Genomic DNA, 17678 nt, shown 5'->3' on the forward strand with positions numbered 1-17678 from the left:
AGGTTCATCAGGTGCCGCATCACGTGGTGCTGGCCGGTGATGCCGGCGCCGCCGTGGATGTCGCGGGCCTCGCGGGCGATGGCCAGGGCCTTGCCGGCGTTGTTGCGCTTCAGCATCGAGATGGCTTCCGGGACCCAGGCGCCTTCGTCGATCAGACGCCCAAGAGCCAAGGCCCCTTCGAAGCCCAGCGCGATCTCGGTCTGCATGTCGGCGAGCTTCTTCTGGACCAGCTGGCGGGCGGCGAGCGGCTTGCCGAACACCTTGCGCGTCGCGGCGTAATCGCGGCTCGCGTGGAAGCAGAACTCCGCCGCGCCCATGGCCCCCCAGGCGATGCCGTAGCGGGCCTTGTTGAGGCAGGAGAACGGCCCCCGCAGGCCCGAGACGTTCGGCAGCAGCATCTCCTCGGGGACGAACACGTCGGCCAGCGCGATCTCGCCCGTGACCGAGGTGCGCAGCGACAGCTTGTTCTGGATCTTCGGCGTCTCGAACCCCTCGGCCCCGCGCTCCACCAGGAACCCGCGGATCACGCCCTCCAGCTTGGCCCAGACCAGCGCCACGTCGGCGATGGGGGCGTTGGTGATCCACATCTTCGCCCCGGAGAGCCGGTAGCCGCCGGCGACGGGCCTGGCGACGGTCCGCATCGCGCCCGGGTCGGAGCCGCCGTCCGCCTCGGTCAGGCCGAAGCAGCCCACGATCTCGCCCTTGGCCATGCCCGGCAGGAACCTCCGCTTCTGCGCCTCCGAGCCGAAGGCGTAGATCGGGTACATCACCAGCGAGGACTGCACGCTCATCGCCGAGCGGTAGCCGGAATCGATGGCCTCCACCTCGCGGGCGATCAGGCCGTAGGCGACGTGGCTGACGCCGGCGCCGCCATAGGTTTCGGGCAGCGTCGCGCCCAGGAAGCCCAGCGCGCCCATCTCGGTCATGATCTCGCGGTCAAACCGCTCCTCGGCGAAGGCCGAGACCACCCGCGGCAGCAGCTTGTCGCGGGCGTAGGCGCGCGCCGCCTCCCAGATCATCCGCTCCTCGTCGGAGAGCCGCGAGGCCAGGTCCAGCGGATCGTCCCAGCGGAAGGTCTTCTGGCTTCGGCTTTCGCCGGTATCGAGGGCCATGCGCTTTTCGTCTCCCTGGGCGGCGCGGGGCTTATGCCGCCAATTCAGGTCCCCGTGTAGACGCCTTTGCGCTTCTCCAGGAAGGCGGCGCGGGACTCCTTCACGTCGTTCGGCGCCTTGCGGGCGTAGCCCAGGCCCACGGTTTCGTAGCGGAGCGCGTCCTCGATCTCGGCGTCCACATTGTGCTGCAGCACGCGCTTGGACATGCGCAGCGCCAGCGGTGGCCATTGCGCCATCTGCTCGGCGTAGGCCACCGCCTCGTCGAGCAGGCTCTCGGCCGGCACGATGCGGTTCAGCAGCCCGATCCTCAGCGCCTCCTCGGCATCGACGGTGCGGCTGGTGAAGATGATGTCCGCGGCCGCGGCGTAGCCCACGACCCGCGGCAGGAAGTAGGAGAGGCCGGAATCCGGCGACAGGCTGCGCTCGATGAAGACGCTCTTGAAGCGGGCCGCGGGCGAGCCCAGCCGCACGTCGCAGGCCATCGCCGTCGACATGCCCGCGCCGGCCGCCACCCCATTGATCGCGCCGACGATCGGCTTGTCGAAGCCGCGCCACATCATCGCCCAGCGGCCGACCCAACCCATCTCGTCCGTGCGCCCCGCCTGCGACGTCGGCTCCTCCGGACGGCCGGTCGCCACCGGGCCCGTGCCCAACAGATCCGCGCCGGCGCAGAAGCCGCGCCCGGCGCCGGTCAGCACCAGCGCGCGGGCCTCGTCGTCGCCCCGCACGGCCTCCACCGCCTGTTCGACCTCGCGCCGGAGTCCCTGGGAAATGGCGTTCAGACGGTCGGGCCGGTTCAAGGTGAGCACCGCGATCTGCCCGCGGCGCTCCAGGGTGAGGGTCTCGTAATCCACCGCATCATAGGCCATGGCGTCCTCCGTTCGGCTTCCCGGAAGCATCGCGCCGATGGCGTGGCAGGGAAAGCGCTGTTGCGCCGGCGCGGGCTGGAATCCGCCGCCCTGCGGCTGCGCCGGCGCAACCAGTTGACGCCATTGGTGTTGATCGGGGCGAGACGTCGCAAGGAGCCGCCGAGGATGCACGGCGCTGCAGCTGTCCTGAAGCCCTTCGCCTGGCTGGCGGTGATCGCGTTCGCGCTGGGCTTCTTCGGCGTGCTCGCGTTCGACCAGCCGAGCCGCGCGGCGGCCTCCAAGGTCGCGGCCGAGCCCGCCGTCGCCTCGGGCCCCGCCTCCGCCGACTGGAACCTGCCCAAGCATATCTGAGCCCGCCTCGCGACTCCGCGAGACAGGGCGATCAGCCGCCGCGGGCCACGAACCAGCCGTTGCGGAAGCCCTCGTCCGCCTTGCCGTAGCTGAACGGCTGGCCGTCCGGCGTGGTGAGCCGCCCGCCCGCCGCCTCGAGCACCGCGTGGCCGGCGGCGATGTCCCATTCCATGGTCGGGCCGTGCCGGGGATAGACATCGGCCGCGCCCTCGGCGATCCGGCAGAGCTTGATCGAGGAGTCCATCGCCTCGCTGCGGTCGAAGCCGTACTGGCCGCGCAGGCTCTCCACCGTCTCCGGCTTCATGGTGTGGCTGATCAGCACCAGCGCCTCGCCCGCGGGCCACGGCCGCACATGGACGGCCGCCGCCGCGCCGCCGCCGGTGCGCTTCAGGGCCCGGCCCTGCGCGGTGAACCAGACTTCGCCGGTCGGCGGCGCCGCCACCGCGCCCGCAACGGGCCGGCCGTGGTCGATCAGGCCGATGTTGACCGTGAAATGGGCGTCGCCGCGCACGAAGGCCTTGGTGCCGTCGAGCGGATCGACCAGGAAGAACCTCGGGCCGATGGCGTCGGGCGTGCCGAAGCGGGCGGCGTCCTCTTCGGCGATGATCGGGACCTCGGGGAAGCGTTTGCGCAGCGCCTCAAGGATCAGCGTCTCGGCCCGCTGATCGGCCTCGGTGACCGGGCTCTCGTCGGCCTTCTGGCTCACCGCCAGCCCCGAGCGCCAGAGCGGCAGAATCAGTTGCGCCGCGGCCTGGCAGATCTCGGCCAGCTGCGGCCCCACGTCGTCGATCACGCTCACGCTGGCCAGGACCCCGCCCCAAACTCCGCATCGCTCGAGCGCCCTCTTAGGCGGCGGCGGCGGTTTTCCAAAGGCTCAAATCACGCCAAGGTCCGTCCATGAGCGACATGCCGGCCTCCGACGACGCTTCCCCTTCCGCGCCGGCCGCGACAGTGCTGCCGGCCCAGCTCGCCGCCTTCCTGGCGGCGCGCATGTGCCACGACTTCATCAGCCCGGCGAGCGCCATCGTCTCGGGGCTCGATCTCCTGGAAGACCCCTCGGCGCAGGACATGCGGGAAGACGCCATGGCGCTGATCGGCGCTTCGGCGCGCAAGCTCGCCGATCTCCTGGCCTTCTCGCGGGTGGCGTTCGGCGCCTCGGCCTCCGCGGAGACCTTCGATCCGCGCGACCTGGAGGCGCTGGCCCGCGGCGTGTTCGGCCACATGCGCGCCGAGCTGGCGTGGACCATCGAGCCGGTCTCAGTGAACAAGCCGGCGGCGCGGACCCTGCTGAACCTCGCCCAGATGGCCGGCTCGGCCCTGCCCTCCGGCGGTGTGGCCACGGTCCGGGCGGTGCAGGAGGCTGGCGCGATCGCCATCGCCGTGGAAGCGGCGGGGCCGAGGGCCCGGTTGCGTCCGGAGGTGCTGAGGGGGCTTCAGGGGCAGGCCCTCGGCGACGGGCTGGGCGGCCACTGGGTGCAGGCCTATTACGTGCATCTGTTCCTGGGCGACGCCGGCGGGCGGGTGTTCGCCGACATCGGCGAGGAGAAGGTGGTGTTCGCCGCCACGGTCCCGGCCTGAGCCGAACGGCCCCGCTACGCCTCCTTAACCATAGCGCGCGACAACTTGCGCCGGGAGGAGATGGCGCCGTGAAGACCTGCCTCGTCGTCGACGACAGCCGGGTGATCCGCAAGGTCGCGCGGCGCATCCTGGAAGAGCTGGGCTACCGGGTGGCCGAGGCCGCGGACGGCGCGGAAGCCCTGGCCCAGTGCCGCGCCGCCATGCCTCAGGCCATCCTCCTCGACTGGCGGATGCCGGTGATGAGCGGGCCCGAGTTCCTGCGCCGCCTGCGCATCGAGCCCGGCGGGGCCGAACCGAAGGTCATCTTCTGCTCGGTCGAGACGGAGCTCGGCCGCATCCGCGAGGCCCTGGAGGCCGGGGCCGACGAGTTCATGATGAAGCCGTTCGACGCCGGCATCGTGGCCGGCAAGCTCCACGCCGCGGGGGCGGCATGAGGCCGCGCGAACGCGCCTTCGTGGCCGCGCTCTGCGCCGAGCGCGCCGGGCTGCGGCTCGACCATCGGCCCGGCTATCTGATGGAATCGGCGCTGGCGCCGGTCGCCCGCCGCGAGGGCTTCCTTTCGACGTCGGATCTGGTCCGCGCCGCCCGCGATCGCGCCGACGATCGGCTCTCATCGGCCATCGTCGAGGCCCTGGCCCCCGCCCAGACCGCCTTCTTCCGCGACCCGGAGGTGCTCGGGGCGGCGCTGGACGCCCTGCCGTTCCACCGCGGCGAGCCGCTGCGCATCTGGAGCGCGGGTTGCGGCGCGGGGCAGGAGGTCTATTCCCTGGCCATGCTGCTGGCCGAGCGGCGCTCGCCGGCGGCCGTGGAGATCACCGGTTCCGACCTGAGCCAGCGGCTGATCGACAAGGCCGAGGCCGGCCTCTACAGCCCCTTCGAGGTGCAGCAGGGGCTTTCCGCCGGACGCCTTGTCGAGCACTTCGAGCAACTGGGCGAGGGCTTCGCGGTGAAGCCTCGGCTCCGCGCGGGGCTGCGCTGGCGGCGGGAAAACCTGCTGCAGGACGCGCCCGAGGCCGGCCGCTACGATCTGGTGCTCGGCCGTTATCTCCTGAGCTCGCTGGGGCCCTCGGCGCGGACCCGGGTGCTCGCCCTTCTGCGGGCGGCGCTGAAGCCGGGCGGCTGCCTCTTGCTCTCGCCGCACGACGCCATCGCCGCCTACGCGCTCGGTCTCGAGCCGCTGGGGAGCGCGCCGGGCCTGTTTCGTCAGAGCGCGGCGGTCGCCCAGGCCGCCTGACGCGCGATAGCCCCGCCGCCGAACGGCGGGGCCTGTTTGCGAACGCCGCTTGCCTTAGTGCTTGGCGTCCTGCGCGGTCTGCGACACCGCTTGGCCGGCGGCCGAAACGTCCTGTCCCGCACCTTTGACGGTGTTGCAGGCGGCCACGGCGAAGCTGGCGGCGAAGGCCGCCAAGATGACGAATTTGCGCATAGGGAATCTCCCGGGGGGTTTGCGAGTCGCGTTCGCCGAACGCCTACGCTGCCGCCTGGTTCCCCTCGCCGGTCTCGACCGGACCGTGCGCTGGGGCGCTCGGATTGGGGAAGATCAGGCGCGCGGTGATTCCGCCCGCGGCGTTGCGGACCAGCTCGGCCCGCCCGCGCAGCTGCCTTGCAAAGGCGGTCATCAGGGTGCGCCCGACGCCGGAGGTCACCAGCGCGCCGTCGGGCGCCTGGCCGTCGTCGGAGATGGCGAGCTCGGCCTCCTCGCCGTGAACGGCGAAGTCCACCCTCAGCACGCCGCCGCGTTCGGCGAAGGCGTGCTTCTGGGCGTTGGTGATGGCCTCGACGGCGAACAGCGCCAGCGGCGCGAGCCGGTCCGGGTCGATGATCAGCGCCTCGACCGAGAGATCGGTCCGCACGGCGGGCCCGTGCAGCATCTCGCCGGCCACCAGTTGCGCCGTGAGCTCCTCGAGGAACGGCCTCAGGTCCACCCGCTTCAGGTCCGGGCCCTGGTAGAGGGCGCGGTAGATCAGCGCCAGCGCCGTGATCCTCTGGCGGGTGTCCGACATGGCCGCCCGCGCCGCCGGATCGGCGAGCGAGCGCTGCTGCATGTTCAAGAGGGACGAGATGACCTGCAGGTTGTTCTTCACCCGATGGTGGATCTCGCGCATCAGCGCATCCTTCTGGGCCAGGCTGTCGCGCAAGGACGCGTCGCGTCCGACGATCGCATCGGCCATGTCCTCCAGGGTCTCGGCGAGGTCGCGGATCTCCGGCGGCATCTGGTCGGCCTGGACCGGGCGCACGGAGAGCCGGCCGCGGGCATAGAGCGCCGCGATCCGCTGCAGATAGGCGATCCAGCGCACGACCACGCGATCCGTGACCATGGTGACGGCGGCGAGCGCGAGCGCAAACGTCAGCAGCGGGAAGACGATCCCCGACAGCGGATTGAGCCACGCCCACGAGATGATCCCCGGCGAGCGCGCGGCGAGCACCACATAGACCGCCTCGCCCACGACCGGGGCCGCCGAATAGACCCGCCGTTCGCCCTTGGCGTCGCGCGCGTACCAGACGTAGGAGCCCTGGGTGCGGACCTTGTCGCGCCAGTTGGCGGGCAGGGCGCCGAAGGCGGCGGCGTTGGTCTGCGTGATGAAGCGGCCGGTGGACTCGGCCAAGGCCACCTCCGAATGGGCCGGCAGGATCGGATCGGTGACCGAGGGTTCCAGGCTGGCCAGCTTGATCACCGCCACGAAGGCGCCGTCGAAGCGTCCGTCGGGGGCGGTGGCGCGCACCGCGGCCAGCACCGCCGGCTCGCCGGCGTAAGGCGAGCCGGCTTCGCGCGTGACCACCAGCTGCTGGCCGGCGGCGAGCGCCTGGAACCAGGGTCGCATAGCGCGGCGCGCGTCGGGCGGCACGTCCCCGGCCGCGCAGGCCACCCGCCCGCGGCTGTCGAAGCGGATGAGATTGGCGTAGCCCGGCACGCGCTGGGTCACCTCGGCCAGGCGCTGGCCGCATTGATAGCCGATCGCCCCCGGCGCCAGGGTCTGCAGCAGGATGTCGGCGCCTTCCATGCGGGCCCGCGCCGTGGTCGCGCTGCGCTCGGCCGCAAAGCCCAGGTTGTGCTGCAGCTGCGCGCGCTCGCGGCTGAAGGCGATGGCCGACTGCAGGACGCCCAGCAGCAGCACGGGCAGAAGAGCCGCGGCGAGCGCCGCGGTGAGGCGAACCCTGATGGTGCTCAGCGATGCCCAGGGCAGGCCGGCCATGAAGCCCGTATCCGTCCTTACCGGACGGTGCTTAGCCGCTCCGCATCGGCGAGGATAGAGCGCATCGCATCTCCCGCCGGCTCCCCGTCCCGATCGTAGGCGCCGCCCTCGAGGATGGCGTGCAGCGCCCGGCGCGCCCGGCTCACGCGGCTCTTCACCGTGCCCACGGCGCAGCCGCAGATCTCGGCCGCCTCCTCGTAGGCGAAGCCGCCGGCGCCGACCAGGATGAGCGCTTCGCGCTGTTCCGGCGGCAACATGGAAAGACCCTGGCGCAGCTCGTCGAGCGCCACCGGGGCTTCCGGATCGTCGACCGCCACCAGGGTGCGCTCGGCGGCTTCCTGGTCGAGCTGACTCTGGCGCCAGGAGCGGCGCTTCTCGGAATAGAACTGGTTGCGCAGGATCATGAAGGTCCAGGCCTTCATGTTGGTGCCCATCTGGAAGCTCGCGCGCGCATCCCAGGCCTTCATCATCGCGTCCTGCGCCAGGTCGTCGGCGGCCGCGGGATCGCCGCACAGGGTGCGCGCGAAGGCGCGCAGGTGCGGGATGAGCTGGACCAGTTCACGCTTGAAGGCCTCGTCGTCGGTCTCACGCGACGGCGCGGGTTGCTGGGCCTCGTCCATCAGCCCTTCTCCGAGGAGCGGCTGTCGGCGCGGCGCAGGATCTCGAGGAATTCGTCCGGGACGTCTTCGTTGACCACCTGGTCGAACATCTGGCGCAGGCGGACGCCGATCGCCTGCTGGCGCAGGCGGGCTTCGTCCAGGGCGGCGGACGACTTGCGTCGTTCGCCAGAAGGTTTTTGCTCGATCATTTCTTCGGCGTGCCGCTCTCGCGACGGCCGCCCCCTCTTTGTATTCTCGCCGTCGCTCAACGCCCGACTCCGTCGCCGGTTCCCTTAAGTGAGCGTACAAGATGCGGAAAACGGGGCCGATTGGGAACAAGTTCCCGCCGTTCACGTTTTTGGAACATCATGGGCTCTCGGCCGGGCGTACTTGCGCATGCCCGCGCCGGCAAGCCTACAAGGGAGGGGTTGCCTTTGAGTCTTCTCGCTCGACTCGCACCGCATCTGCCTTACGTGCGCCGGTACGCGCGCGCCCTGACGGGCGATCAGACGACCGGCGACCACTATGTCCGGGTCGCGCTGGAAGCGCTGGCCGCCGGGGAACGGGTGCTCGATCCCAACCTGACGCCCCGCGTCGCGCTCTACCACGTGTTCCACGCCATCTGGTGCTCCTCCGGCGCCCAGCTCGAGGGACCTGCCGATGACGATCCGGCCGCCGACGACACCACGCGGCGGCTGATGCGCATCGCCCCGCGCTCGCGCCAGGCGTTCCTGCTCACCGCCCTCGAAGGCTTCACGCCCTCCGAAGCGGCCCAGATCCTGGGCGCCGACTTTGCCGAGGTGGAGAAGCTGATCTCCGAGGCGCAGGCCGAGATCGACGCCGAACTGGCGACCGATGTGCTGATCATCGAGGACGAGCCGGTGATCGCCGCCGACATCGAGGCGCTGGTCAAGGAGCTCGGCCATTCGGTCGTCGACATCGCCGCCACGCGCACCGAAGCCATCGACGCGGTGGCCCGCAAGACGCCCGGACTGGTGCTGGCCGATATCCAGCTGGCGGACGGCTCGTCGGGCATCGACGCGGTGAAGGACATCCTGGCCCGCTTCGACGTGCCGGTGATCTTCATCACCGCCTTCCCAGAGCGCCTGCTGACCGGCGAGCGGCCGGAGCCCACCTTCCTGATCACCAAGCCTTTCCAGCCGGAGACCGTGAAGGCGGCGATCGGCCAGGCGCTGTTCTTCCATCCGCGCAAGGCGTCCCGTCAGGCCGCCTGACCGGAACGCGGCGGCTCCGCCTTCGTTGATCCACAAGGGCGCCCGCGCGGCGCCCTTGTCATGTGGATGGAGCTCAGCGCGATGCTCGGTTGGTCTGTCGTCTTCGCCATCGTGGCCGTGGTGGCCGGCCTGCTGGGCTTCTTCGGCCTCGCCGGGATCGCCGCGACCATCGCCAAGATCCTGTTCTTCGTCTTCCTCGTGTTGCTGGTGGTGAGCTTCGCGATCCGCGCCTTCCGCGGCCAGTCGGTGCTCTAGCGGCGGCCCCAGGCGGCGCCCCACGGACGGCCGGCCGGGCCGGCGATCAGGACGGCGGGTTGGTCGGATTGCCGCCGTTGCGGGGCGCGAGCGGCGCGCCCTTCTGATAGTTCTGGCGGCTGGCGGCGTTGGGCGGGGGCGCCTGGAAGCCGTTCGCCTGCGACGGTTGGGTCGCATAGGGCTGCGAGACGGAAGACAGCCCCCGGGCGTGGAACGCCCAGGTGATCAGGAAGCCCAGGATCACCAGCGCCATGCCGATCACCAGCACCCACAGGATCGGCAGGCCTCTGCGGCCTTGTCGGGCGCGCGTCGCGCCGATTGAGGGTCGATGGGAGTTGGCCATGAAGCGGCCTCCTTACTCGGACGGGAAATAGCTGAACGGCCCGGTCGAGGCGTGCGCGTGGGCGTCCATGCGTGGCGCCGTCAAGGAGCCGATCAATCCGCTGGCCAGCGCCAGCCCCAGCACCGCCGAGATGACCAGCAGGCGTCGCCGCGCCCGCTGCTGGCGGTAGCTGGGCGTGCGGACCAGGACGATTCCGCTTCGCGAGGTGAAGCCTGAATGCACGGCGAGCCCTCCTCACGGACCGGCGGGCCCCCTTCGCCCGTCATGTTCCGAAACGCCCGCCTTCGCCGGAACGTTCCGCTGCGCGGGCGAGCGCGGCTCGGCTCAATAAAAGCCTTGCAATTTCAAAGCCTGTGGATAAGCGTGAACGATCGCTGCACCGCGCGGGGCTCGGCGCCCGCGACGGCGGCTCGCCGGTGCCGAAATTAATTTGGAAAAAACTGCGGACCCCGCGGAACGCTCCTGGGGGAGTGGGTGTTTAGCCCATTGCGGAGGCGGCGACGCCCCCCCCGACTTGAGACTGGCGAGCATGCCAGTCTGCCGTCTCCGCACCCCTTTTCTCGATGATGCACACTTCGGCGGGTCCCTCGGGACCCGCCCTTTCTTTGTGCGCTCATCTTGGGCCTGGAGCCTATTTCGCCGGCGCCAGCCGCAGGGTCACCTCGGCGCGCCGACGGAGCGGGGCGCTGCGGCCCTCCGCCGTCGTGGCGCCCGCCTGGCCGGCGGCGGAAAGCTTGAGGTCGACGGTCGGAAGCCCGGCGCCGGCCAGCGCCTGGCCGACTGCGGCGGCGCGCCGGTTGGAGAGCTCGAGATTCGCCGCCGGCGCCCCGGCGGCGTCGGCGAGCCCGGTCACCTCCACCGCCCGCACCTGGCAGCCGCGGGCCGCGCTGGCGGCCTGATCGACCACCAGCCGGCTTTCGCGGGTGAGCTGCGCCGACTGCGGCTCGAAATAGATCGACACCGTCTCGTCGGCGCATCGGGGCGGCTCCCTCACCAGCCGTGATCGCGCCGGCTGCAGGCTCGCGCAGCCGCCCAGCACCATCGCTGCGCCCAGCGCAGCCCTCATCGCCTGCTTCATCGTCCTTCTCCCCAGCGCCCATGACAAAGGGCGGCCGGTGGTCCGGCCGCCCCTCGCCAGTGTGGCACGACCGCTCAGTAGCGGGGCGTGCCGTCTTCCCAGAAGTACCGGCCAGTGGCCGGATCATAGTAGTAATAGCGGCCGGCGCGCTCATCATAGTACTGCCGCCGGTTCGGCGCCGCTTGCGCGCCGCAGCCGCCTTCGTCGTGGCAGCCCTTCACCGCGCCGGCGGCCCCGCCGATGGCCGCGCCGATGGCCGCGCCACCGAGCGTGCTGCCGTGGGCCAGGTTGTTGCCGACCACCGCGCCGGCGACTGCGCCGAGCGCGGCGCCGCCGAGGGTGGTGTTGGTCGTGTGCGGATCGTCGGCGCAGGCCGCGACCAGGACGCTGGCGCCGGCAAGGGCGATCAATGGCTTGAGCATATACGGCTCTCCTTGGCTGTCCCCTGCCGCCCTAACGCCAGGCGGTCGGGCCAGTTCCCCTCCGGAACCGCGAGGCCCGGCCGCCGTTGGATGCGCGCAACACCGGAATTCGGAGCATTTCCCATGGTTGGCGGACGTCTGGACGACGACGCGAAGGCCCCCGAGGCCGCCGACGCGGGCGACATCCGCGCCGACCTGCGCCACGCCTACGAGCGCGGCCGGCTGGACGAGCGCGCCCGCCGCCGCCGTCACCCGATCTTCATGACCATCACCTTCATCTGCGCCATCGTCGGGCTGGTGTCGCTGGTGCTGGCGGGCATGAACGGCTCGTTCGCCCGCGGCGGCGCCATGATGGACGACGGACTGGCGATCGCCGCCAACCGCGCCGGCCCCGCCGCGCGCCAGGCCGCCGACAACGCCCGCCAGAGGGCGGGCGGCGCCGCCAGGGCCGCGACGTCCAGCGGCGCCGGCTGATCCGGCGAGGTCCCGAAGCTCCGTGAGCCGCATCCGCCGCGTCGAGGTGGTGGCGAACCTCGCCTCGGGCGGCGTGACCGCGGACACGCCTGCGGAAATCGAGAAGATCTGTCTCGATCACGGGCTGACCCCCCACGTCTGCGCGCCGGCCAGCCACGACCTGACGAATTGCCTGCGCGCCGCGGTGGACGCGGGCCCCGACCTGCTGATCCTCCTGGCCGGCGACGGCACGGCGCGCGCCGCCGCCGAGCTCTGCGGCCCCGCGGGCCCGGTGATCGCGCCGCTGCCGGGCGGCACGATGAACGTCCTGCCGCGCGCCCTCTACGGCGACCGGTCCTGGCCCGACGCGCTCAGCGTCGCCCTCGCGCAGGGCGAGGTCCGCACCCTGGCGGGCGGCGAGGTCGAGGGCCGGTGCTTCCTCGTCGCAGCCCTGCTGGGCGCGCCGGCGTGGTGGGGCGCCGCGCGCGAGGCGGTCCGGGAGCACGCGCTGACGCTCGCCTGGCTGCGGGCGCGCCGCGCCGTGAAGCGCGCCTTCTCGGGCCGGCTGCGCTACGCCCTGGATGAGGGCCGCCGCGCCCGGGCCGAGGCGCTGGTCTTCCTGTGCCCGCACGTCTCGCGCGCGCTGCCCGACGAGGCGAAGGCGCTGGAGGCCGCCGCGCTCGACCTCAACGGCGCGGCCGACGCCTTCCGCCTGGGCTTCCACGCCCTGGTCGGCGACTGGCGCGACGCGCCGGCCGTGGAGACCGCGCCGTGCGGTCGGGGCCGGGTCTGGGCCGCCGGCCGCATTCCCGCTCTGCTCGACGGCGAACTCGTCCGCTTGAACAGCCAGGCCGAAGTCGCCTACCGACCGGCCGTCGCCCGCGTGCTCGCACCGCCGAAAGACCTCTGAACCCCATGCCGCTCCGGCTCGCCCACCTGTCGGACATTCACTTCGGCGGCGAGAACCGCGCCGCCGTCGCCGCCGCCCTGGATCATCTCAACGCGAGCGCCTACGACCTGGTGGTGGTCTCGGGCGACCTCACCCGCTACGCCGAGCGGCGGGAATTCGCCCGCGCCGCGGAATGGCTTTCGGCCCTGAGGGGGCCTCGGCTCGTGACCCCCGGCAACCACGATGCGCCGTACCTGGCCTGGGCGGAGCGGATCTTCGCCCCGTTCCGCCGGTTCGAGGCGACGATCGGTCCGGCCGCCGTCCAGACCTACCAGGGAAACGGCTTCGCCGTGCGCGGCCTGAACACCGCCCGCGGCGCGCAGGCCCGTCTCAATTGGTCGAAAGGCCAGGTCGCCCCGCGCGAGGCGCGCGCCGCGGCGCGCTGGCTCGCCGCCGCAGACGCGGAGTGCATACGGATCGTGGCCTGTCATCATCCGCTGATGGAGATGATCGGCGGCCCGATGACCGCGCGGGTGTGGAACGGCGCCGCGGCGGCGCGGCTGTTCGCCGAGGCCCGTGTCGACCTCGTGCTCTCGGGTCACATCCATGCGCCGTTCGCCTGGGCCTATCCGTTCGGCGACGGCGCCACCTACGCCGTCGGCGCCGGCACGCTGTCGGTCCGCGAGCGCGGGACTCCCGCCGGCTTCAATGTCGTGGAAATCGAAAGGGCGGCGATTCGCATCGCCGCCCTTGCTTGGACCGGCTCGCACTTCGAGCCGTATCGCACTTGGTCTGTCGACCGGCGTCCTTCCGGCGCCGGCCGGAGCTAGAGCGTTGGCCTTCCTCGCACGAAGTGCATCACGAGCGAGACAAGGAACAGCACGAGGAAGACGTAGAACAGGATCTTGGCCACACCTATCGCCGCCCCTGCGATTGTCGTGAAGCCGAGCACAGCGGCGATCAGTGCGATCACCAGGAAAGTCAGGGCCCAGCCTAGCATTGCGAGTTTCTCCAAACGCGCCAGAGAGTGGCGCTGACGAGTGCGGGCGCTCGCCCGCGCCGCACTCAACGTCTGCTTGGAGGCGCCGTTCCCGCCGGCCTCAGGACTTCCGCGCGCCGCGGCTGGCGAAAGCGGCGGAGACCACGGCGGTCAGGATGCGGGGATTCTTCACGATCACCGCCACGGCGGCGGCGATCGCGCCGGCGGCGACCAGCGGCCGCTCGCGGGCGAGCTCGACCAGGCGGCCGGTGAGGTTCTGCTGATCGCCCTTGGGCCGCTTCGGATTGGCCTTGCGGGTCAGCAGGAAGGCCAGCACGAGCGCGATTATCGCTGCGGCGAGCGCCACCGCCGCCGCGCCCCAGGCCGGGCCGACCAGGTCGCGCACGACGGCGTAGAGCGTGTAGGCGAGCGCCACCACGCATACCGCCGCCGCGGCCGCGATCGCAGCGATCGCGGCCACCATCGAGATCAGTTTCTTGAAGATCAACGTCGGCCGGAAGAGAGCAGCAGACCGATGAGCACGCCGACGCCAAGCGCCGCCCCGGTGGCGGCGAGCGGCCGCTCGCGGACCCGCTCCGTCACATACTGCTGGGCCTGTTCGAGCTGCTGGCTGGCGGTGTCGGCATAGGCGCGCGACTGGGCGCGCAGCTGCTCGAGGCCGTCCTGCACGGCCTGCTCGATCCGCGCGCGGGCGTCAGCGAAGCTGCGCTGAGCCTCGGCCGTCAGGCGGCCGCCCGTGTCGGACGTGGTCTTGGTCGTCTCGTCGGCGAAATCGGCGGCGTTCGCAGGCATGTGGGTGTCTCCGAAAAGGCAGCCCCGGCGCGCAACCGGAGGAGCGCAAGCGTCAACGTTGAACATCGTAGGCCGGTTCCGCCCCTGGTGCAAAGGCGGAGCCTCCCCCTCGATCGGCGAAACGCGGGTCACCGGCGGCGGTTCCTGGTCGCGCTGACGATTGGGCGGCCCTATGTATGGCCGCATGACGCGCCAAGAGGTGGGCCGACCGACCGACCGCCGCCGCCTGGAGCTGGCCCTGGAGGCCGCGGGTCTCGGCGAGTTCGAGTGGGACATCGAGCGCGACCGGCTCGCGGTCAGCGAGCGCATGGCCGCGATCACCGGCCTGGCGGCCGGCGAGCACGCCGCCGAGGGCGGGCGCGCCCTGGAGTGCGCCGTGCACCCCGACGACTTGCCCGCGCTGCGCCAGTCGCGCGAACGCGCGCTCGCGGCCGGCGACCGCTTCGAGGCGGTCTTCCGCCACGTCCGGCCCGACGACGGCGCCATCGTCTGCGTCAGGACGACAGGGATCGTGGTGCGCGCCCCGGATGGCCGGCCGGTGCGGGTGACCGGCGTCGTGCAGGACATTACCGGCCACGAGCTCGAGGAGGAGCGCCGCACCTCGCTGATGGCCGAGCTCGACCACCGGGTGAAGAACGTGCTCGCCGCTGTGCAGGCGCTCGCCTATCAGACCGCCCGGCAGACCACCTCGCTCGACGTGTTCCTGCAGAATTTCGCCGGCCGGCTGAAGGCCATGGCCTCGGCCAACGAGCTGCTCACCGCCGCCCGCTGGCGCGGGGCCGCCGTGGATCATCTCGCGGCCGCCGAGCTCGGCGCCATCGCGCCGGGCCAGACCAGCTGGCGCGGGCCGGAGCTGTTCCTCACGCCGAGGGCCGCCAACGCCCTGGCGCTGGCCTTCCACGAGCTGGCCGCCAACGCGGTGAAGTTCGGCGCGCTCTCCATGGACAGCGGCCGGGTCGACGTGCGCTGGCGGCGGGTTTCCGAGGGGTTCGAGCTCGACTGGGCCGAAACCGGCGGTCCCCGCGTCGCGCCGCCCGCCACCCGAGGCTTCGGCTCCACCCTGCTGGAGCAGGTGACCGGCCGCGAGCTCAACGGCCAGGCGGAAATCCAGTATCGCCCATCCGGGGTGCGGGTGCGTCTGCGGGCGGGAGCCGGCGCCATCGCGCCCAGGCCCGAGACCGTGCCGGAGGCGCCGTCGGCGCGGGTCACCGAGCTCGTCTCGCCGCGCCCCGTCAACCGCCCCTCGAACCTGAAGGGCGCGCGCGTGCTGATCGTCGAGGACGCGGTGCTCCTCGCCCTGGAGCTGGAGACCGGGCTCTCCGAGGCCGGCGCCCAGGTGATCGGCCCGGCCTATGAACTGGAGGAGGCGATGGGCCTGCTCGACCGGCCGATCGACGCCGCGGTGCTCGACGCCAACCTCAACGGCCGCTCCGTCGCGCCGGTGGCCGAGGCGCTCACCGCCCGGCGCGTCCCCTTCCTGTTCGCGACCGGCTACGGCGAGACCGGCGGCGCGCCGGGCGGGTTCGATGCGCCGGTGATCCGCAAGCCCTACGACGTGACCCAGGTCGCCGTCGCCGTGGCCGAGCTGCTGACGCCGGCCTGACCTCGCCTCCCGGTCGCCGGCCCCCCCTGGGACAAGGCGCCGCCTCGCCTCGCCCCAAGCTAAGCTGTAACAAGCTGCATGGGGGATCTGCGGCGGGGGCCGCAGGGGCCGGACCGGCGGCCAGGGGACCTCGCCCGGATCAAGCGACCCTGCCTCCATGCCCGCAGTCGCGCCGCCGTCGACAGGACTGCGTCTGTCCGGCGCGAGAGGGCGGCGTTGCGAGCACGCCAGATGAGGGTCGCGCGGCGACCCTAGGCAAGCTCGTAGTGGATGATTTCGAGCATATGGCCGTCCGGGTCGCGGAAGTAGATCGAGTCGCCGTCCTTCTGCGAACCGTGAGCCTTCCCCGGCCCCTTCATGTTGCCGACCGAGTCGAAATCGTCGCCGAACGGGATCTCCGCGGCGCGCAGCCGCTCGACGGCGCCTTGGAACTCCTCGCGCGTCATGGAGAAGGCGAGGTGCTGGCTGACCTCCGGGGCGCGCGGGATCAGCTGCAGCACCAGTGTCGGCGTGACCCTCACCAAGGCCACCGGCTCGTACCTGAAGCCCAGCACGCGGTGATAGAAGCGAACGCTCCGTTCGACGTCCGAGACCGGCAAGATGAGATGATCGAGCTGTATCGTCATGGCCGCCTCCGTCTCGATGATTGGCCGGGTGGTGAGATTGTCAAACCTCAGATCACGCCCTTGGCCTTGAGCTCGGCCAGGCGAGCCTCCGAGCAGCCGGCGAGGTCCTTCAGCACCTGATCGGTGTGCTCGCCCAGCGCGGGGCCCGGCCAGCGCACCCGCCCGGGCGTCTCGGACAGCTTCGGGAAGGCGTTCTGCATCTTCAGCTTGCCGAACACCGGGTGCGGCAGCTCGACGATGTCTTCGCGGGCCCGGAACTGCGGATCCTCCAGCATGTCGGGGGCGCGGTAGACCCGGCTCGCGGGCACGCCGTGCGTCTGCAGCAGCGCGAGGAGCTCCTCCAGCCGCCGGTCCTGCGTCCATTCGGCGATGGTCGCGTCGAGCTCGGCCTGGTTGATCCCGCGCGCCGCGTGGTCGCGGAACTTCGGCTCGCGCGCCAGCTCCGGGCGGCCGATCGCCTCGCACAGCCGCGCGAACACGGTGTCGCCGTTGCCGCCGATCAGGATCAGCTCGCCGCCCGCGCAGGGATAGGCGTTGGACGGCGCGATGCCGGGCAGGATCGAGCCGGAGCGTTCGCGGATGTAGCCGGTCAGGTCGTATTCGGTGACCAGGTTCTCCATCACCGCCAGCACGCTCTCGTAGAGCGCCGCATCGATCACCTGGCCGCGGCCGGTGCGCTCGCGGGCGTGCAGCGCCATCAGGATCCCCATGGCCGCGTGCATCGCCGCCAGGCTGTCGCCGATCGAGATGCCGGCCCGCGCCGGCGGCCGGTCCGGCTCGCCCGTCACATAGCGCAGGCCGCCCATCGCCTCGCCGATCAGGCCGTACCCCGCGCGCTGGGCGTAAGGGCCGGTCTGCCCGAAGCCGGAGATGCGGGCCATGATCAGGCGCGGATTCCCCGCCGCGAGGCTCTCGTAGGAGAGCCCCCACTTCTCCATCGCCCCGGGGCGGAAGTTCTCCACCACGATGTCGGCCCCGCCGATCAGCCGGCGCGCGATCGCCTGGCCGTCAGGCGTCCGCAGGTCGAGCCCGACCGACTTCTTGTTGCGTCCGATCACCGGCCACCAGGGCGAGAGGCCCTTGGGCAGGCTGCGGCCCCACTGGCGCATCGGATCGCCGGTCCTCGGGTCCTCGATCTTGATCACCTCGGCGCCGAAGTCGCCGAGGATCTGGCCGCAGAACGGCCCGGCGATCAGCGTGCCCATCTCGATGACCCGCAGGCCGGCGAGGGGGCCTTCGGTCTTTGCGGCGGGGTCGGTCATGGGGCGAGGCTCGATCA

General features: G+C 71.7%; 26 protein-coding genes. 10 read left to right on the forward strand and 16 right to left on the reverse strand.

Translation table 11 applies throughout. From position 1 onward, the window contains the following. Positions 1–1112: acyl-CoA dehydrogenase family protein (locus VLI41_RS00050; protein ID WP_325266001.1), on the reverse strand; the 1112-nt coding region annotated here is incomplete at its 3' end. Between the two features lie 44 nt (positions 1113–1156). Continuing rightward, entirely contained in the window at positions 1157–1981 is an 825-nt protein-coding gene (locus VLI41_RS00055; RefSeq protein WP_325266002.1) for an enoyl-CoA hydratase/isomerase family protein, read from the reverse strand. Between the two features lie 165 nt (positions 1982–2146). Here VLI41_RS00055 and VLI41_RS00060 point away from each other — a divergent pair, with 165 nt between their 5' ends. Next, positions 2147–2332 (forward strand): hypothetical protein, encoded by a 186-nt coding sequence (locus tag VLI41_RS00060; protein WP_325266003.1) that lies wholly within the window; start codon positions 2147–2149, stop codon positions 2330–2332. 31 nt (positions 2333–2363) lie between these two features. On the opposite strand, the gene cysQ is transcribed toward VLI41_RS00060, so the two are convergent. Beyond that, entirely contained in the window at positions 2364–3131 is a 768-nt protein-coding gene (gene cysQ / locus VLI41_RS00065; RefSeq protein WP_325266004.1) for a 3'(2'),5'-bisphosphate nucleotidase CysQ, read from the reverse strand. 98 nt (positions 3132–3229) lie between these two features. Between cysQ and chpT the strand changes: the two genes are divergently transcribed. The 3 genes from chpT to VLI41_RS00080 all read left to right on the forward strand — a co-directional run bounded on the left by chpT (position 3230) and on the right by VLI41_RS00080 (position 5144). Further along, positions 3230–3910, forward strand: coding sequence for a histidine phosphotransferase ChpT (gene chpT / locus VLI41_RS00070; RefSeq protein ID WP_325266005.1), 681 nt, complete (start codon positions 3230–3232; stop codon positions 3908–3910). 68 nt (positions 3911–3978) lie between these two features. Then, positions 3979–4344, forward strand: coding sequence for a response regulator (locus VLI41_RS00075; protein ID WP_325266006.1), 366 nt, complete (start codon positions 3979–3981; stop codon positions 4342–4344). Then, entirely contained in the window at positions 4341–5144 is an 804-nt protein-coding gene (locus VLI41_RS00080; protein WP_325266007.1) for a CheR family methyltransferase, read from the forward strand. The genes VLI41_RS00075 and VLI41_RS00080 overlap by 4 nt, the downstream gene beginning before the upstream one ends. Positions 5145–5198: 54 nt before the next feature. On the opposite strand, the gene VLI41_RS00085 is transcribed toward VLI41_RS00080, so the two are convergent. From VLI41_RS00085 to VLI41_RS00100, 4 genes are read right to left on the reverse strand one after another with little or no spacing between them, the layout of a single operon-like run. Next, complete coding sequence (locus tag VLI41_RS00085; protein WP_325266008.1) at positions 5199–5336, reverse strand: entericidin A/B family lipoprotein; 138 nt, start codon at positions 5334–5336, stop codon at positions 5199–5201. Between the two features lie 43 nt (positions 5337–5379). Beyond that, positions 5380–7104 carry a sensor histidine kinase gene (locus tag VLI41_RS00090; protein ID WP_325266009.1) on the reverse strand — a complete coding sequence of 575 codons (1725 nt, stop codon included), beginning with the start codon at positions 7102–7104 and terminating at the stop codon, positions 5380–5382. 17 nt (positions 7105–7121) lie between these two features. After that, the gene (locus VLI41_RS00095; RefSeq protein ID WP_325266010.1) at positions 7122–7724 is read right to left on the reverse strand and encodes a sigma-70 family RNA polymerase sigma factor; all 603 of its coding nucleotides are present in this window, start codon (positions 7722–7724) and stop codon (positions 7122–7124) included. Beyond that, the gene (locus tag VLI41_RS00100) at positions 7724–7972 is read right to left on the reverse strand and encodes a NepR family anti-sigma factor (RefSeq protein WP_325266011.1); all 249 of its coding nucleotides are present in this window, start codon (positions 7970–7972) and stop codon (positions 7724–7726) included. Before VLI41_RS00100 ends, VLI41_RS00095 begins: the two co-directional genes overlap by 1 nt. A 165-nt stretch (positions 7973–8137) precedes the next feature. Here VLI41_RS00100 and VLI41_RS00105 point away from each other — a divergent pair, with 165 nt between their 5' ends. Both VLI41_RS00105 and VLI41_RS00110 read left to right on the forward strand, forming a co-directional pair. Further along, positions 8138–8938, forward strand: coding sequence for a response regulator (locus VLI41_RS00105; RefSeq protein WP_325266012.1), 801 nt, complete (start codon positions 8138–8140; stop codon positions 8936–8938). A gap of 81 nt (positions 8939–9019) precedes the next feature. After that, positions 9020–9193, forward strand: coding sequence for a DUF1328 family protein (locus VLI41_RS00110; RefSeq protein WP_325266013.1), 174 nt, complete (start codon positions 9020–9022; stop codon positions 9191–9193). A gap of 46 nt (positions 9194–9239) precedes the next feature. On the opposite strand, the gene VLI41_RS00115 is transcribed toward VLI41_RS00110, so the two are convergent. The 4 genes from VLI41_RS00115 to VLI41_RS00130 all read right to left on the reverse strand — a co-directional run bounded on the left by VLI41_RS00115 (position 9240) and on the right by VLI41_RS00130 (position 11036). After that, entirely contained in the window at positions 9240–9536 is a 297-nt protein-coding gene (locus VLI41_RS00115; protein WP_325266014.1) for a hypothetical protein, read from the reverse strand. 12 nt (positions 9537–9548) lie between these two features. Beyond that, a complete protein-coding gene (locus VLI41_RS00120) occupies positions 9549–9758 on the reverse strand; it encodes a hypothetical protein (RefSeq protein ID WP_325266015.1) in 210 nt (69 codons plus the stop codon). A gap of 409 nt (positions 9759–10167) precedes the next feature. After that, positions 10168–10614 carry an OmpA family protein gene (locus VLI41_RS00125; RefSeq protein WP_325266016.1) on the reverse strand — a complete coding sequence of 149 codons (447 nt, stop codon included), beginning with the start codon at positions 10612–10614 and terminating at the stop codon, positions 10168–10170. 74 nt (positions 10615–10688) lie between these two features. Further along, positions 10689–11036 carry a YMGG-like glycine zipper-containing protein gene (locus VLI41_RS00130; protein WP_325266017.1) on the reverse strand — a complete coding sequence of 116 codons (348 nt, stop codon included), beginning with the start codon at positions 11034–11036 and terminating at the stop codon, positions 10689–10691. 123 nt (positions 11037–11159) lie between these two features. Here VLI41_RS00130 and VLI41_RS00135 point away from each other — a divergent pair, with 123 nt between their 5' ends. From VLI41_RS00135 to VLI41_RS00145, 3 genes are read left to right on the forward strand one after another with little or no spacing between them, the layout of a single operon-like run. Continuing rightward, the gene (locus VLI41_RS00135; protein ID WP_325266018.1) at positions 11160–11510 is read left to right on the forward strand and encodes a hypothetical protein; all 351 of its coding nucleotides are present in this window, start codon (positions 11160–11162) and stop codon (positions 11508–11510) included. 22 nt (positions 11511–11532) lie between these two features. After that, positions 11533–12399, forward strand: coding sequence for a diacylglycerol/lipid kinase family protein (locus tag VLI41_RS00140; RefSeq protein WP_325266019.1), 867 nt, complete (start codon positions 11533–11535; stop codon positions 12397–12399). A 5-nt stretch (positions 12400–12404) separates the two neighbouring features. Further along, positions 12405–13208, forward strand: a complete 804-nt coding sequence (locus VLI41_RS00145) for a metallophosphoesterase (RefSeq protein ID WP_325266020.1) — start codon at positions 12405–12407, stop codon at positions 13206–13208. On the opposite strand, the gene VLI41_RS00150 is transcribed toward VLI41_RS00145, so the two are convergent. The 3 genes from VLI41_RS00150 to VLI41_RS00160 all read right to left on the reverse strand — a co-directional run bounded on the left by VLI41_RS00150 (position 13205) and on the right by VLI41_RS00160 (position 14170). Further along, positions 13205–13378: a DUF1328 domain-containing protein gene (locus VLI41_RS00150; protein ID WP_325266021.1), complete on the reverse strand. Its 174-nt coding sequence runs from the start codon at positions 13376–13378 to the stop codon at positions 13205–13207. The genes VLI41_RS00145 and VLI41_RS00150 overlap by 4 nt on opposite strands. A 100-nt stretch (positions 13379–13478) precedes the next feature. Further along, on the reverse strand, positions 13479–13841 hold the full coding sequence (locus VLI41_RS00155; RefSeq protein ID WP_325266022.1) for a hypothetical protein: 363 nt from the start codon (positions 13839–13841) through the stop codon (positions 13479–13481). A 20-nt stretch (positions 13842–13861) separates the two neighbouring features. Continuing rightward, positions 13862–14170: a glycine zipper domain-containing protein gene (locus VLI41_RS00160; RefSeq protein ID WP_325266023.1), complete on the reverse strand. Its 309-nt coding sequence runs from the start codon at positions 14168–14170 to the stop codon at positions 13862–13864. A 184-nt stretch (positions 14171–14354) separates the two neighbouring features. On the opposite strand from VLI41_RS00160, the gene VLI41_RS00165 reads away from it, so the two are divergent. After that, positions 14355–15773 carry an HWE histidine kinase domain-containing protein gene (locus tag VLI41_RS00165; RefSeq protein ID WP_325266024.1) on the forward strand — a complete coding sequence of 473 codons (1419 nt, stop codon included), beginning with the start codon at positions 14355–14357 and terminating at the stop codon, positions 15771–15773. 251 nt (positions 15774–16024) lie between these two features. Here the strand turns inward: VLI41_RS00165 and VLI41_RS00170 are convergent, their stop codons facing one another. Together VLI41_RS00170 and VLI41_RS00175 are read right to left on the reverse strand one after the other, a co-directional pair. Then, entirely contained in the window at positions 16025–16399 is a 375-nt protein-coding gene (locus VLI41_RS00170; RefSeq protein WP_325266025.1) for a VOC family protein, read from the reverse strand. A 47-nt stretch (positions 16400–16446) separates the two neighbouring features. Further along, on the reverse strand, positions 16447–17661 hold the full coding sequence (locus tag VLI41_RS00175; RefSeq protein ID WP_325266026.1) for a CaiB/BaiF CoA-transferase family protein: 1215 nt from the start codon (positions 17659–17661) through the stop codon (positions 16447–16449). Positions 17662–17678: the final 17 nt, after the last annotated feature.

It is taken from the genome of Phenylobacterium sp., assembly GCF_035475775.1.
Lineage (GTDB): Bacteria > Pseudomonadota > Alphaproteobacteria > Caulobacterales > Caulobacteraceae > Phenylobacterium.

Excerpts from the sequence above, each read along its gene's own strand:
- chpT (WP_325266005.1), top strand. The coding sequence starts at position 3,230 with ATGAGCGACATGCCGGCCTCCGACGACGCTTCCCCTTCCGCGCCGGCC.
- VLI41_RS00085 (WP_325266008.1), bottom strand. The coding sequence starts at position 5,336 with ATGCGCAAATTCGTCATCTTGGCGGCCTTCGCCGCCAGCTTCGCCGTG.
- VLI41_RS00175 (WP_325266026.1), bottom strand. The coding sequence starts at position 17,661 with ATGACCGACCCCGCCGCAAAGACCGAAGGCCCCCTCGCCGGCCTGCGG.
- VLI41_RS00145 (WP_325266020.1), top strand. The coding sequence starts at position 12,405 with ATGCCGCTCCGGCTCGCCCACCTGTCGGACATTCACTTCGGCGGCGAG.
- VLI41_RS00150 (WP_325266021.1), bottom strand. The coding sequence starts at position 13,378 with ATGCTAGGCTGGGCCCTGACTTTCCTGGTGATCGCACTGATCGCCGCT.
- VLI41_RS00130 (WP_325266017.1), bottom strand. The coding sequence starts at position 11,036 with ATGCTCAAGCCATTGATCGCCCTTGCCGGCGCCAGCGTCCTGGTCGCG.
- VLI41_RS00170 (WP_325266025.1), bottom strand. The coding sequence starts at position 16,399 with ATGACGATACAGCTCGATCATCTCATCTTGCCGGTCTCGGACGTCGAA.
- VLI41_RS00060 (WP_325266003.1), top strand. The coding sequence starts at position 2,147 with ATGCACGGCGCTGCAGCTGTCCTGAAGCCCTTCGCCTGGCTGGCGGTG.
- VLI41_RS00125 (WP_325266016.1), bottom strand. The coding sequence starts at position 10,614 with ATGAAGCAGGCGATGAGGGCTGCGCTGGGCGCAGCGATGGTGCTGGGC.
- VLI41_RS00090 (WP_325266009.1), bottom strand. The coding sequence starts at position 7,104 with ATGGCCGGCCTGCCCTGGGCATCGCTGAGCACCATCAGGGTTCGCCTC.
- VLI41_RS00115 (WP_325266014.1), bottom strand. The coding sequence starts at position 9,536 with ATGGCCAACTCCCATCGACCCTCAATCGGCGCGACGCGCGCCCGACAA.
- VLI41_RS00110 (WP_325266013.1), top strand. The coding sequence starts at position 9,020 with ATGCTCGGTTGGTCTGTCGTCTTCGCCATCGTGGCCGTGGTGGCCGGC.
- VLI41_RS00055 (WP_325266002.1), bottom strand. The coding sequence starts at position 1,981 with ATGGCCTATGATGCGGTGGATTACGAGACCCTCACCCTGGAGCGCCGC.
- VLI41_RS00135 (WP_325266018.1), top strand. The coding sequence starts at position 11,160 with ATGGTTGGCGGACGTCTGGACGACGACGCGAAGGCCCCCGAGGCCGCC.
- VLI41_RS00095 (WP_325266010.1), bottom strand. The coding sequence starts at position 7,724 with ATGGACGAGGCCCAGCAACCCGCGCCGTCGCGTGAGACCGACGACGAG.
- VLI41_RS00155 (WP_325266022.1), bottom strand. The coding sequence starts at position 13,841 with ATGGTGGCCGCGATCGCTGCGATCGCGGCCGCGGCGGCGGTATGCGTG.
- VLI41_RS00160 (WP_325266023.1), bottom strand. The coding sequence starts at position 14,170 with ATGCCTGCGAACGCCGCCGATTTCGCCGACGAGACGACCAAGACCACG.
- VLI41_RS00080 (WP_325266007.1), top strand. The coding sequence starts at position 4,341 with ATGAGGCCGCGCGAACGCGCCTTCGTGGCCGCGCTCTGCGCCGAGCGC.
- VLI41_RS00165 (WP_325266024.1), top strand. The coding sequence starts at position 14,355 with ATGACGCGCCAAGAGGTGGGCCGACCGACCGACCGCCGCCGCCTGGAG.